The following is a 13,926-nucleotide window of genomic DNA, read 5'->3' on the forward strand; positions in this document are numbered from 1 at the left end:
TAGATGATCTGATCACAGGCTGGCAAGATAGTTCAAACTTTTAGGAAACAACGCCCCTTTGACCGTGATTCTTCTGGCTTCAACATCTTTTAACTCACTTGCTCAATGTTCTTTTGCGGAACAACCTCCTAGTGATAAGCCGGACAACTTTAATATAAATGAGCATCTTTCGAAGTTTGATCAAGCCGGACAAGCCATTTCTAAATTACCTTCTGGTGGTGTGTTTGGGCAAACATACGTTAGAGCTTCGGTTATATCCTCGATGTTTTATTCTGGGAGAAAGTATGATGTGAAGAATAATTCAAATTATAATTCTGGTTCAGACGTTCCTGATGAGTTTGGTAACTGGTTTTATGGTGCTGCGGCACATCAACTTGGTTATACTAAGCAAGAGGCGCTAGTTGCTGCTGCAATAGTTCAACAATACCAAGACTATAATAACTCAGGACACCCGGATGCTGGTGATATTAGTAAAATGGCAGCAGATATAGTTGAAGCCATAGCTAGTGGAGATGGGACAGGAGATAACCCGGGAGATTCAGCGGACGTGAATAGTGGATATGATTATTCAAATAAAGCGTACGAAAATGATACAGCTTCTGGTAGGTCAGGTGGAAATTCATGCGATACTAATGACTCTACGCAAGGAGGTACAGGCGGTGGAAGTAGCTCTAGTTATGGTGGTGGCTGGGGAGGTGGTATCTTCTTTGGATCCGGGGGGTGCTATGGTTCATGTGGCGGTGGTGGTACTGGTAGTGTAATGATAACAGATTTACCTCCTACAAAAGAGGAATCAAACAAGTAACGTAAAAGTATAGTGATTTAGTCTAACTAAATCACTATTTTTAATAGAGAGAATTTAATTGTGAAAAATAAAATTGTCGGAATCTTGCTTTTATTACATCCTTTTATTATCGGATGGGGTCTTTTTATTTTTGACTTAGAGTTTTTTTGGTTTTTAGACAAAGATTTCAGGCTTTTTGACTTACTTTATTCTATTGTTAGCTTCGGCATTTTTACACTTGGAATACTCTTATTAGTCTTTAAATTTAGAATATACATAACCTTCGTATTATCAATTGTATTTATTTTCTATCAAGTGATTTTTTTTGGCTTTAGTGGTGAAAGGTATTTATCTAAGGTTGAAGTTAGTTCAGAAATAGCTCTGGCTTTAATTTCATATGATGTTGGAGCATTATCCTCTAATAATTTTGTTAAATTAGAAAAATTTGAGAAAAAGTTTTTATTTTTTGTTGCGAGGAAAGAACTTAAACAGTTTTCTAGTGTGAAATATGCTAATGTTAATTTTTCACAAGGCTTAATTACTATTGATATTACTTCTTATGATAATAGTAAGATAGTGGAGTCAATTAAGTTAAAAGATATTTGAACGTAATTAAAAAGTTTTTAGATGGGCGTATGTGCGAAATGATTTTAGGTTTAGCCCCCAATGTCACAAAAACTCCTAAACGGGGGCGTATTTTCAATGCGCACTCCAAAACCATTATCAAGGCATTCAATTTGATGACCAATTAGCTCTCCTCTATCGGCTAACAGTGCTGAAGGCAAGCCAATACACGGCCATTGCTGTGGGGTTATATCAAAACCAAATTGTCGGCAGTAGTCTGATTTATCCGTCGTGGCCATATGTATTGCCTGAATGGCAGCGGCATATGAAGGGTTTTCAAAACCAACATAAAACCCAGCCACCATACGGCTAAATACGTCAATAACCATGTAAATCACTGGGCGACCGACGATGTTGCTTCTTTGAGAGTCAGACACTAAATAAATATCTGCGATTGTGGCATCAATTTCATAACGCATGCCAGGCCCTAAAACATCTGCTGCGGCGGTACCTGTAAGCGGTCGAATATCTTTCTTTCGTTTTATTTCACCCGCCTGCGCTTCTATTTTGTCTACTTGGCGATATTCACGTTTGTAGAAATGCTCCATTTGCCAATAGGTCGGTAACTCTTCTTCAGGTAGATCTGGAAAGTACTGACTATAGATATCTTTTAAACGATTATGTGCATAGCGAAAAGTTTTACCTTTGTCGGTTAACAGGTGTCGCTCAATGGCTATGCGGAAAAGCTTCTCCGCAAAATCATCAATTAAAGCGCCAGTACCTGGCATGTATTTCCGAGGCCGTCCTAACTTTGTTGTTGTAGCTCGGCGCTTTTGGCCTTTGGCACCTGAATTTTTATAATCGGGTAACAATGCGTTGGGGATCTGGCCACGTTGCCAGTATCTGCGAGCAAAACGATAAATAGACTGTTTGGTTTTGCCTGTCTCTGCCACTATTTGGTTAACCACTTTGCCACGCGCTTTCGGTTCGTAGCAGTTCTCAAGTTCTACCAATGGCTTGATTGCGGCATAGTTCTCATCACGTTTTAACTGGGCGGTAGAGCCTAGCTCTGGAATTGCAGTAGCAATATCGTTGTATGGGTCGGCTGCACGTTTGAGCACTTCATCTTGAAAACCCTGTTCTAACTCAGTTATTTCAACAAGTTCAGGAAAAGCTTTGTCATCGTGCACTTTTATCCAAAGCACGTAATAATCAAATACCATTAAAATGCGATACAAGGTTTGTTCGTATTGCAATACTTCATTGATTTGAAACACGAAACACCTCCTGAATTTGCTCAACATTACCTAGTTTAAGATGACCAACTTGTAGCTTTTGAACTGGCGTAAAAATATCAAAGGTAAAATAACGGTCAGCCATCAAAGCTCTTATCTCAAACAACGACTCTCCTAAGTCTAGCCCATAGGCGGTATCTATCTCTTTGCAGGCGTTTATAAGGCTTTTAGCTGGGTGTTTTGTAAAGTAATCAGCATAGAATCTAGCTTGCTCAATAGCAGAGTCTGAAGCTTCTTCATGCTCACCTTGCAATGGATAAATCCATTCAACATTCGCTTTAACGACTTTTGGGATCTCTTGCTCAGTGACTATTTGCCAAGGGATCTGCTTTTCATGCCAAAAGCGTTTCTCGAGTTCAAGTATCTCTATTTTGCGCTGCTCTTCCAAAGCGCTGACATATTTGGCTTGTAACGCAAAATAGGGGAGATCTCGCGAGGTTGTTTCAACGAGAAAGTCGCTTGATAGGTATTGGTCTACGCCCCGAACATTTGGGTGTTTGATACCAGCAGATTCAGCTAGCTCTAATGTTATCTCGCGCTCTAGCGGAAACTGCTCTTTGACTTGCAGCACATCCTGCCGCCACTCGAGCAAATAGAACATGGATAGTTCAAGATCGGATAATAAATGGTGGGTTCGTTTGGACTTATAACCAAAGACTCGATGTACACGGCCATCGGATGGCGCATCATAAACCGTTAACCACGGCTTGTAATCCTGATACTCGCCAGTACCACGTCCCTCTTTAATCCACTTACGATATTGCGCCTCAGTATGGCCAATCTTCCTAGACATAATATACCGCTATAGCTTATTGAAATTTCAGCATAGTCAGAGCGGTATCGATATGCAACTTTATTACTTTCCTTGCCTACTCAACTAACCTTTTAACCAGCTGTGGCTACTAAATAATCTATCCAACCACTAATTTTCTCTCAAAACCAAAATTAACTTCTTGAAACAACTTCCCCACGTCCCCAGTATATATTTTGTGCAATGTTGCACTGTAAGAGGAAAAAATAATGAACGACTGGGATTATGTGAACTTTGACCAAGATCACGAGATGGATTACCATTTAGGGTTGGTAAATAAATCAAAATCTGAAGACAACAGAGAGTATTTGAGAAGTAATACGCAATGGACGGCGAAAAAGGCGGTAAACAACACAGTTGTTACTCATGATGAGTTTAAGCCCTTTGTGAAAGCTGATGAGGGTAACCTGGCGGACCCAGCGTAAACAAAGCTCCCGCATTAACCGACAGGTATAGCAAAAATGCCTCCTAATCATGGAGGCGTTTTTTTACTTGGAGTGATATGAAACTTTATTACTTAGGATGACACTTTAATACTTGGTATGAAACTATATTCCTAAATCACAAAAAAAGGCGCTTGCGCGCCTTTTCTTATTCTACCGTCACACTCTTGGCCAAATTTCGCGGCTGATCCACGTCAGTGCCTTTAATCACGGCCACATAGTAGGAGAGCAGCTGCAGCGGAATGGTATAGACCACAGGGGCAATGATGTCTTCCACGTGGTTCACGTTCATCACTCGCATTGTTTCGTCCGACTCAAAGTGCGAGTCTTTGTCTGCGAATACGTAGATGATGCCGCCACGAGCTCGCACTTCTTCAACGTTTGATTTTAGCTTTTCAATCAGGTCGTTATTTGGAGCGACCACGATGATTGGCATGTCAGCATCGATTAGCGCTAAAGGCCCGTGCTTTAACTCACCAGCAGCGTAGGCTTCGGCGTGAATGTAAGAAATTTCTTTGAGCTTTAACGCGCCTTCCATCGCGATGGGGTATTGCGATCCACGACCTAAGAACAGTGAGTGGTGTTTATCGGCAAACTCTTCAGCCAGCACTTCGATGCCCTCAGCCATGCTTAAGGCTTCTTCTAACTTGGTTGGCAGCGTTTTAATGGCGTTAACAATAGCACTTTGATCTCGGCCTTTTTCCTGTGCAATCGACGCTGTTAACATCAATAAGCCCACAAGTTGTGTAGTAAATGCCTTGGTTGATGCCACGCCAATCTCGGCACCGGCTTTGGTCATAAAGGCCAAATCGGATTCACGCACCAGGGATGAGCCAGGCACATTACAAATGGTCATTGATGCCATGTAGCCTTGCTCTTTCGCTAGACGCAAAGCGGCAAGTGTATCGGCCGTTTCGCCCGACTGCGAAATAGTCACTAACAGGCTGTTTTCGTGGACAAAAGACTCGCGATAACGGAACTCTGAGGCGATTTCAACATTGCAACTCACGCCAGCCATTTGCTCTAGCCAATAGCGTGCCACCATACCGGAGTGATACGAGGTACCACAGGCAATAATTTGCACATGTTTCACTTGTTGGAAAATATCGTTCGCCTTGTCGCCAAATGCATCGATTGTGACGCGTTCATTATCTAAACGACCTTCTAAGGTATTGCGCACGGCCATTGGCTGTTCATAAATCTCTTTCAGCATGTAGTGGCGATACTCGCCTTTACCCGAGGCATCTTGGCTAATATTGGACTCCACCACTTCACGCTCTACCGGGTTGCCGTTGGCATCAAAAATTTCGACGCTTTCACGGGTGATCCGCGCTACATCCCCTTCTTCTAAAAAGATAAAGCTACGAGTAACTGGTAATAGCGCCAGCTGATCGGAAGCAATAAAGTTTTCTCCCAGACCAAGGCCTATGACCAGTGGGCTTCCTGAACGTGCGACAATGATTTCATCTTGCTTGGCTTTATCGAATAATACCGTGCCATAAGCGCCTTCAAGCTGCTTTACTGCAGCTTGCACGGCCGCCAGTAAACTATCGTGTTGTTGTCTAAGTTGGTGAATTAGGTGCACCATGACTTCGGTGTCGGTGTCAGAAAGAAACTCATAGCCATCTTCTTTCAGTGCCGCGCGCAGGCCAGCGTGGTTTTCAATAATGCCATTGTGCACCAAAGCAATTTCGCTGTTTGATAGGTGTGGGTGAGCGTTAGCTTCGGTTACCCCGCCATGAGTTGCCCAGCGGGTGTGGGCAATACCGGTGGCACCTGTTACTGCCGCGCTTTCAAGCGCAGACTCTAAATTCACCACTTTGCCTACTGCTTTCACACTGCTTAGTGTGCCTTTATCGCACAGTGCAACTCCTGCAGAGTCATAGCCACGGTACTCAAGGCGTTTTAGCCCCTCAATAAGAATTTTGTTTACTGGACGCTCTGCAACGGCGCCAACGATTCCACACATAATCTCTCCATTATTTGCACGTTGTGTGTTATTGCGTAACCTCAGCACAGATGAGTTGAATACCACGCGCTTTGATCGCTTGGCTGAGTGACTCAGCCAAGTTGTTGTCGGTGATCAAAGTGGTGATCTGTGCCCAAGGGATTTCTAAATTCGGTATTTTTCTGCCAATTTTATCTGACTCAACCATGACAATGACCTCACGAGCTGATTTCGCCATCACTTGGCTAAGGCCAATGAGTTCATTAAAAGTCGTGGTACCTCGCTCAACATCAATGCCGTCGGCACCAATAAATAGCTGATCAAAATCATAAGATTGTAGTACGTGTTCAGCCACTTGGCCTTGAAATGACTCAGAGTGCGGGTCCCAGGTGCCACCGGTCATCAATAATGTCGGTTCATTTTCTAACGACAATAAACGGTTAGCGATATTCATGGCATTGGTCATCACCACTAAACCATGCTTTGTCGCCAGTTCTGGGATCAAGGTTTCTGTGGTTCTGCCACTGTCAATAATGATGCGGTTATGATCTTTGATCAGCCCCGCAGCCGCTTTGGCAATGGCGGTTTTGCGAGCCGAGTCTTGCGCATCTTTGCTGGTCGCAGTGATTTCTTTTGGCAACGCAATGGCACCACCGTAACGGCGTAGTAATAGCCCGCTTTTTTCTAAGGCCGTTAAGTCTTTACGGATCGTCACTTCTGATGTTTCAAACTCAGCGGCAAGCGCTTCTACACTGACTTCGCCATACTCATTAACCCAAGAAAGTATGGTGTGTCGGCGCTGCTGAGTGTTTCGTTTGGTCATCTAATAAGTTTCGTTTCGAAATTTAAGCACATTATAAACGAAACTTTTTTAAGCACAAGTGACTTGTAATATAGCTAATGAGGCCTGAAAGAGAGGTGAATAGGTAATGGTAGAGGGCATAGCGGTGGGACATATAGCTATGCCGCAAAATAAAATATTGAACTAGAGCGTTGTACCTGGCTGGCGCAGATTACGGATCTCCATATTACTGATGCTGTTGCAACATTCTTCAGGGCCAATTTCGTCATAGGCAGACTCTACGCGCAAAAAGGCATGGGTCGCGCCAAGCTCCACGAGCTTTGCTTCTGCCTCTCGCAAGGAGTTAAACGGTTCTAATTTTCCCGCAGGATTGGTTAATATGTGAAGATCACCAACGGCGTCTTGGCCACCAGCGAGATAGTGATTGGAGTCGGCATAACTTAATACGATGGCAGACAACTCTTGTGTGGCAATTTTTTCTTTCAATACTGCGGCTAGCATAACGCTCTCCTCGTTTTGTCATTAACCTCTAATTAAACGCATTAAAGCGTCACCAGGTTCACTTACTTGTACAAAATTCAACCACCAGGCTATACAGCAATGCCCGGTAAAGTTTGCTAACAAAACACTGAGCACAAACACTGGTATGAGTATGTGTTTCTGTTAGGGTAAAACAAAAACTAGGATCGCATTATGATAAAACCTTACGCCATCGCTTTACTTGGGCTGTTAAGTTCAACCGCCAGTATGGCCAAACCTGACCATATTTTTTTATTACGCCATGCGGAAAAAGCCGCAGGACAAAATCCGTCATTAACAGCTCAAGGGCAATTAAGAGCTAATGCCATCGCCAAACAGCTCAGCCCATGGCAACCAAATCACCTTTTCAGTAGTAATTATAAGCGCACCCAAGAAACCCTTGCGCCGCTAGCGAAAATGACGAAACAAGAAGTGAGTATTTACAACGCCAGAGAGCTGTCTGCGTTTGCAGCTGAGTTACTTGAGCATAACGGCGTTGTCGTGGTTGCCGGCCACAGCAATACCACCCCCGAGTTACTGGCTGAGCTTTCAGGGTACAAAGTGATGATCGCCGAAGATGAGTTTCACAAGCTGTTTGAATTGCGCTTACATAATGGCGAATACCGATTAATAAGGCATCAAAGCAAAAGCGAATAACGTAAAATGACCTACCACTTGCGGTAGGTCATCTTTTTGCTCGAAGTTGGATTAACTATTCTTGTCTTTACTCATATCGTAATATTAACGATGGTCGTGTGCTGGCGGCTTTAAAAGCAAGAGTGGCAACCGTTAACCAAGTGATCCCAGCAACCACCAAAGCCGCAATACCATAAACCCACACTGCTTGCTCTACTCTGTCGTTAAAGTTGGCGAGCCAATCACCGACTAACCAGTAGGTGATGGGATAAGCAATGGCGACGCTGACCGCCACTAAAGTCAGGAACTCTTTGGCTAAGATATTAACAATGCTAAAGCGCGAAGCGCCTAACACCTTACGCACCGCCACTTCTTTTTGGCGACGGACGGTGGCAAAAGATGCCAGACCAAATGTCCCCAAGCAGGTTAAGAATACCGCAAGGCTGGTGAAGATCTGTACCACGTTAGAAATGCGTTTATCACCACTTAGCACCGCCTGGTAACTCTCAGAGAGTAAGTTAATCTCGGGCTCATACACATTCGCTGTTTTTGCCAGTACGCTGACCAATTCTTGCCTAATCTGCATTAGCTGCTGTGGTTCTATGGTTAAGACTACTTCAGAGGTTGGGTTAAAAAAGGTGAAGCCAAGTAGAAACATAATATTAGAGTTCGCTTCTTGGGCATTGCCCACTTTGACATCGGCAACCACTCCCACCACTCGCATTTCCACGTTGCGGCCAGTGTCTTTAATGGTTTTGCCAATGATATCGGCAGCATTACTGTAGCCGGCCTGCTTAGCAACCGATTCTGTAATAATGGTGCCTACGGTTGTAACGCCATTATTTCGGCTTGCCCAATCACCTGCAAACTCGCGACTAAAATCTCGACCAGCAAGTAGCCTTAGTCCTAACCCTTTAACTACCTCATAGCTTGTGCCAATCACTGGCGTTAGGGATTGTGACTGTTCACCATTAGGCCAAGTCGGTACTAAGGTATTATTGATTGAGCGCGTCAACTGGGTATCGATGACACTTACGTGTTTCACCCCTGCAACCGCTGAAAACTGCTTGATTAGTGATGTTGGCTCTTTGGTGAAAGCGGATTTTACCGGCACTTCTGAAACCACCAAACGTTGGTCAGTTTCATAACCTAGTGGTAAGTTTTGTAAATGTGCTAACTGAGATTGCAGCGTTACCGACGCAATAATTAACCCAATGGCCAGACCTGCCTGTAAGGTCAGTAAGCTCTTACGTACCAATATCGCTGTGTTTCCACGTTGTAAGTCACCACTTAGCACACGCTTGGCACTGAAAGATGAGATAAAGAACGCAGGGTAAAGGCCAGCTAACAAGCCCACCGCGATAGCAACCACGACCACAACAACGCTAAAAGCGGAAGCATAATCAATGCTGAGCGCGCGACCAACTAAGTGATTAAAACTAGGTAGTAATAACTCCACTAAAGCACAAGCAATGAGCATCGATAATAAAGACACCAACACAGACTCAGATAAAAATTGGGTCACCAATTGCGGTTTACTGGCACCAAGCGCTTTACGCACTCCCACTTCTTTTGCTCGCTTCGCCGATTGTGCCACCGTCATATTAATGAAGTTGAAAGCCGCAATGAGGATCAGCAACACGCTTAAACCAGCACAGATCATCACCACTTGCTTGGCTCCCCCCACCTTCATTTCAAACGGTGACTTTGCGGTAAAATGGAGGTCGAGTAAGGGGTGTAGCTGCAGGGATAAGCGGCCTTTAAAATCACCAAAATAGTATTTGTCAGTCAGTGTTTTTTCCAATGCAGCGACATCCGTTTGCGGCGCCAATCGTAAATACACATAGCTTGAAGTAATGTCCGTGTTGACTGGATCATGCTCTACGGAAACCAGGTTTTTAAAGCCAAAATGGGTATTTTCAGGTAAGTCAGTAAACACCGCGTTTACCGTATATTGGCCATTTTTATGCTGCAGGGTCTCGCCAATCACATTAGTACGACCAAAAATACGTTGTGCCTCTGAACGACTTAAGGCGATGCTATTTGGCACACTCATGGCATTTTCAAGATTGCCTGCCAGCGTTTTTATATTGATAAAGTTTTCAATATTGGCCGTGGCACCATAGAGATCGTTTAGTTTAAAGCCTTGATTTTGCACTTTGACATCGACTTCGGCTTCGCGAGTAAACTCCACCATCGTCAGTGCAAACACCTCTTCAACCTGGCTGTACTCCAGAGCTCGAGTACCATTGATATAGTTAAAAATAGGCACAACGCCAAGTCCTAATTGCGAATAGTCTTGTGCAATTCGATAGACACGCTCAGCATGAGGCTGCTGGCTATCGTACGACAATTCATTTTTGGCAAACAGTGCCACCAAAATCGCCGCAGCAAGGCCTACACTGAGCCCTAGTACATTGAGTATAAAGTGCTGTTTTTGCTGCTTAAAAGCACGAAGTGCCGTAATAAGATAGTTACTCAACATAGTTACGCAACCTCGCAGCTGTGAAGGGTGTTTTGTTCATTGGCCTTGTCTAGCATGATCTGGCCATCTAGTAAGCGCACCAACCTATCGGCATAGCTGCCTTCTTTTTCCGAGTGCGTCACCATGATCACCGTGGTTCCTTCACGGTTAAGTTCACGTAACATGGTCATGACTTCTTCGCCGTTTTTCGAGTCTAAGTTACCCGTGGGCTCATCGGCTAAAATCAGTTTTGGATTAATAACTAAGGCTCTGGCTACGGCAACACGTTGCTGCTGACCACCAGAAAGCTGTTGCGGCAAGTGCTCGGCACGGTGGTCAATGGCGACACGTTTTAAAATCTCTTCTACGCGCTGTTTGCGTTCACTTTTTGAGATATTTTGGTATTGCAGCGGTAGCTCGACGTTCTCAAATACGGTTAATTCATCGATAAGGTTAAAGCTTTGAAAGACAAAGCCAATGGCGGCTTTGCGCAGCTGTGATAACTGCTTCTCGCTGTAGCCTGCGATGTCTGTGCCAGCAAATTCAAACTGACCAGAAGACGGTGAGTCCAACATCCCCAGAATCGAAAGTAGCGTCGATTTACCACAACCAGAAGGGCCCATAATGGCCACAAATTCGCCTTCGTTAACGGTTAAATTAATCTCACTTAGCGCAGTTGTTTCAACGTCTTGAGTACGAAATACACGGTTTAAATTAGTTAACTTTATCATTCTTATGTCCTTAGAAATTTAGCTGTTGCGCTTTGTCGAAGTTGCTGTAGCTTGAGGTGATCACTTGCTCACCAGGCGATAGGCCATCTAACACTTCGTAGTAATCTTGATTCTTCTTGCCTAGGCGAATGTCACGACGTTCAGCGGTTTTACCATCACTTGTCAGCACATAGACCCAGTTACCGCCGGAGCTGGTAAAAAAGGCGCCGCGTTTTAGCAGTAATGCGTTTTCTTTGTTGCCGCCTAACATTAGCTCTACATCAATGCTTTGGCCTCGTTTAATATCGTTTTGCCCAGTTGGCAGTGCCACCTCGATTTGAAATTGTGATTGCGTCACTCGGCTATCAATTTTGCTCACTTTAGCGGTGACAATGCCACTGTCTAGCATCACATTTACCGCCATATCAGGTTGCACTTGGTTTAGGTAAAATTCATCGAGTCGCACCACTAGCTTGTATTCATCGGGAATATCAATTTGCCCGAGGCGTGCACCTTTTTGCTTTGAGGCGCCGATTTCGACGTCCAGCTCACTCAAATAGCCAGAAACAGGTGCCTTGATCAGTAGGTTTTCGAGGTTTTTACGCGCAAATTGTAGGTTTTTTTGCAGCATCTCGGCACTGTCTTCCAACTGCTCAACTTGCACTTTTCGAATGGAGTTTTCTTGAGCCTGGCGCTCTAGCGTTAACTCTTTACGAGCCTTGTAATACTGTAAATCCTCTTTAATTTCCGACAAGCTGTCGGTTGCTAACACCCCTTTTTCAACCAAGGGTTTAGATTGCTTATAACGACGCTGCAAATGGCTTATTTTTAAGTCAATTTCCAATAGGTCACGACGTAAATTAAGGCGACTTGTTTCCATCGTCATTTGCGTATTACGCAAGAAATTGAGCTGCTCGGTTACCTGAGCTTCGCGGCTCATGACATCCAGCTGCAAACTGGTGTTGCTTAGCCTAACCAAGGGCTGACCCGCTTCAACGTACTCACCTTGCTCTACCAAACGCTCTTCTACTTGCCCCCCAGCGATGGTATCTAAGTAAATGGTGGTTTTTGGCACCACTCGACCGCGCAGACTCAAAGCATCCACAAATGCGCCCTGCTTTACTGTGCTGACGGTTAAATTACTCAGCTCTAGGTTTTGGCTGCGACCCGACGAAGCGGTGTTATTAAATGCCACAGCCGCGGCTGCAATACCAAGCAATACCCCAGCCACAACGGCTTTTTTAAGGTGTTTTTGTAATCCTGAACGCTCTATTTTCTTATCCATAATCACGCCTATTGTGCTTTATCTGTTGAATCGTTGTTAGCGAATATGGGTAACTATAATCAAGGGCTATGCCAAAGTGTAATTTTCATTTAAAAACATGAAGTTAAGCTTTTCTCGTTCTTGTTCAGGATCGATTAGTGTCCGGAAATAGAACACATTAACAACAGCAAAGTGTCCATAAATGAACACTTTTCGTAGACGAGATGTAAACGATTGCGGTACGCTAAAAGAAAAAGAAAGCGATTAGGGTATGAAGCAGGAAGGCACCATATTAATTGTCGACGACAACAGCGATGTATTAATTGCAGCAAAGCTATTACTAAAAAAGCATTATCAAACCATCATCACCACAGATAACCCTTTCGATATAGAAGCGCACATTGCAGCGCAACAAGTAGACGTTATCTTACTCGATATGAACTTTAGCCAAGACGCCATCAGCGGCAAAGAAGGGTTTTATTGGCTAAAGAAAATTGTCGAACAAGACTCCAGCATTGTGGTGTTATTAATGACCGCCTATGGCGATATTCAACTCGCTGTCGATGCCATCAAAGCCGGTGCCGCAGACTTTATTGCTAAACCGTGGCAAAACGACCAATTGCTAGGGGCCGTTGCCGCCGCATTTGCACACGCCAAAGACAAGCAACAAGTGGGTAAGCTTACTCGGCAAACACAAGGCTTAAATCAAGCACTCAACCAGTCCAGTGGCAACCAGCAATTTGCCTTTTTAGGTCAAAGTTCTGCCATGCAAAAGGTGTTTAGCACTATAGAGCGCGCGGCGCTCACCGATGCCAATATTTTGATCACCGGCGAAAGTGGCACAGGTAAAGAATTGGCAGCTCATGCCATTCACCAAGCGAGTATGCGTCGCGATAATGCTTTTATTAGCTTAGATATGGGGGCCATTTCCGACAGTTTGTTTGAAAGCGAGCTATTTGGTCATAAAAAGGGAGCATTTACCGACGCCAAAAGCGATAAGGTCGGCCGCTTTGAGCTCGCCCATGAAGGCAGTTTGTTCTTGGATGAGTTGGGCAACCTGCCTATGAAGCAACAAACCACCTTGCTTGCAGCCCTACAGAATCGACAAGTGACTCCTGTGGGTGGCAACAAGCCTATTTCAGTAGACATACGCCTTATTTGTGCCACCAATGACAACCTGCAACAAGCGGTTGATGAGGGGCGATTTCGGCAAGATTTACTCTATCGCATCAATACCGTGGAGATCCGCCTGCCGCCGCTGCGTGAGCGTGTCGATGATATTCCACTGCTAGTAAACTACTACCTAGAACACTTTTGCCATAAGTATAAACGCCAACTTGCAGTGCAAAGCAGCGACATGCAAAGACTGCAAGCCTACCCTTGGCCAGGTAATGTCAGAGAGCTTGCCCATGCAATTGAACGCGCGGTGATTTTAAGTGACAGCGAGCTTTTAGATATTAGTACCGTGATTGGCAGTAACCACACATCGATGCCCGCCAGTATGGAAGATAGCGCGAACACCAATACACTCACTTTCGCAGACACTTTTAATCTTGAAGAAATTGAACAACGTACGGTTCGTGCGGCGCTCAAACACTATCAGGGAAATGTTTCAAATGCCGCCAAAGCACTCGGATTAACCCGAGGTGCTATGTATCGCCGCTTAGAAAAATACGATTTGTAGGA

Annotated in this window: 13 protein-coding genes; 5 read left to right on the forward strand and 8 right to left on the reverse strand. The window is 44.5% G+C overall.

What is annotated here, in order from left to right; translation table 11 throughout:
* The first annotated feature begins 64 nt into the window (after positions 1–64).
* Positions 65–805 (forward strand): polymorphic toxin type 44 domain-containing protein, encoded by a 741-nt coding sequence (locus ACNKW2_RS15760; RefSeq protein WP_419149440.1) that lies wholly within the window; start codon positions 65–67, stop codon positions 803–805.
* A gap of 60 nt (positions 806–865) precedes the next feature.
* Positions 866–1,390, forward strand: a complete 525-nt coding sequence (locus ACNKW2_RS15765; protein ID WP_419149410.1) for a hypothetical protein — start codon at positions 866–868, stop codon at positions 1,388–1,390.
* Positions 1,391–1,440: 50 nt separating this feature from the next.
* Here the strand turns inward: ACNKW2_RS15765 and ACNKW2_RS15770 are convergent, their stop codons facing one another.
* A complete protein-coding gene (locus ACNKW2_RS15770; protein ID WP_419149411.1) occupies positions 1,441–2,625 on the reverse strand; it encodes a hypothetical protein in 1,185 nt (394 codons plus the stop codon).
* On the reverse strand, positions 2,609–3,436 hold the full coding sequence (locus ACNKW2_RS15775; RefSeq protein ID WP_419149412.1) for a TnsA endonuclease C-terminal domain-containing protein: 828 nt from the start codon (positions 3,434–3,436) through the stop codon (positions 2,609–2,611). The genes ACNKW2_RS15770 and ACNKW2_RS15775 overlap by 17 nt, the downstream gene beginning before the upstream one ends.
* A 227-nt stretch (positions 3,437–3,663) precedes the next feature.
* Here ACNKW2_RS15775 and ACNKW2_RS15780 point away from each other — a divergent pair, with 227 nt between their 5' ends.
* Complete coding sequence (locus ACNKW2_RS15780) at positions 3,664–3,879, forward strand: hypothetical protein (RefSeq protein WP_419149413.1); 216 nt, start codon at positions 3,664–3,666, stop codon at positions 3,877–3,879.
* Positions 3,880–4,045: 166 nt separating this feature from the next.
* Here the strand turns inward: ACNKW2_RS15780 and glmS are convergent, their stop codons facing one another.
* From glmS to ACNKW2_RS15795, 3 genes are all read right to left on the reverse strand, one after another.
* Positions 4,046–5,866, reverse strand: a complete 1,821-nt coding sequence (gene glmS, locus ACNKW2_RS15785; protein WP_419149414.1) for a glutamine--fructose-6-phosphate transaminase (isomerizing) — start codon at positions 5,864–5,866, stop codon at positions 4,046–4,048.
* A 28-nt stretch (positions 5,867–5,894) separates the two neighbouring features.
* Positions 5,895–6,668: a DeoR/GlpR family DNA-binding transcription regulator gene (locus ACNKW2_RS15790; RefSeq protein WP_419149415.1), complete on the reverse strand. Its 774-nt coding sequence runs from the start codon at positions 6,666–6,668 to the stop codon at positions 5,895–5,897.
* Between the two features lie 162 nt (positions 6,669–6,830).
* Complete coding sequence (locus ACNKW2_RS15795; protein WP_419149416.1) at positions 6,831–7,148, reverse strand: DUF6482 family protein; 318 nt, start codon at positions 7,146–7,148, stop codon at positions 6,831–6,833.
* Positions 7,149–7,340: 192 nt separating this feature from the next.
* On the opposite strand from ACNKW2_RS15795, the gene ACNKW2_RS15800 reads away from it, so the two are divergent.
* The gene (locus ACNKW2_RS15800; RefSeq protein ID WP_419149417.1) at positions 7,341–7,823 is read left to right on the forward strand and encodes a SixA phosphatase family protein; all 483 of its coding nucleotides are present in this window, start codon (positions 7,341–7,343) and stop codon (positions 7,821–7,823) included.
* Positions 7,824–7,890: 67 nt separating this feature from the next.
* On the opposite strand, the gene ACNKW2_RS15805 is transcribed toward ACNKW2_RS15800, so the two are convergent.
* From ACNKW2_RS15805 to ACNKW2_RS15815, 3 genes are read right to left on the reverse strand one after another with little or no spacing between them, the layout of a single operon-like run.
* Positions 7,891–10,287, reverse strand: a complete 2,397-nt coding sequence (locus ACNKW2_RS15805) for an ABC transporter permease (RefSeq protein WP_419149418.1) — start codon at positions 10,285–10,287, stop codon at positions 7,891–7,893.
* A 2-nt stretch (positions 10,288–10,289) separates the two neighbouring features.
* Complete coding sequence (locus ACNKW2_RS15810) at positions 10,290–10,997, reverse strand: ABC transporter ATP-binding protein (protein ID WP_419149419.1); 708 nt, start codon at positions 10,995–10,997, stop codon at positions 10,290–10,292.
* 10 nt (positions 10,998–11,007) lie between these two features.
* A complete protein-coding gene (locus ACNKW2_RS15815) occupies positions 11,008–12,261 on the reverse strand; it encodes an efflux RND transporter periplasmic adaptor subunit (RefSeq protein WP_419149420.1) in 1,254 nt (417 codons plus the stop codon).
* 250 nt (positions 12,262–12,511) lie between these two features.
* Between ACNKW2_RS15815 and ACNKW2_RS15820 the strand changes: the two genes are divergently transcribed.
* The gene (locus ACNKW2_RS15820) at positions 12,512–13,924 is read left to right on the forward strand and encodes a sigma-54-dependent transcriptional regulator (protein ID WP_419149421.1); all 1,413 of its coding nucleotides are present in this window, start codon (positions 12,512–12,514) and stop codon (positions 13,922–13,924) included.
* The last annotated feature ends 2 nt before the right edge of the window (positions 13,925–13,926 follow it).

The organism is Pseudoalteromonas 'SMAR', assembly GCF_048515945.1.
Classification (GTDB): Bacteria; Pseudomonadota; Gammaproteobacteria; order Enterobacterales; family Alteromonadaceae; genus Pseudoalteromonas.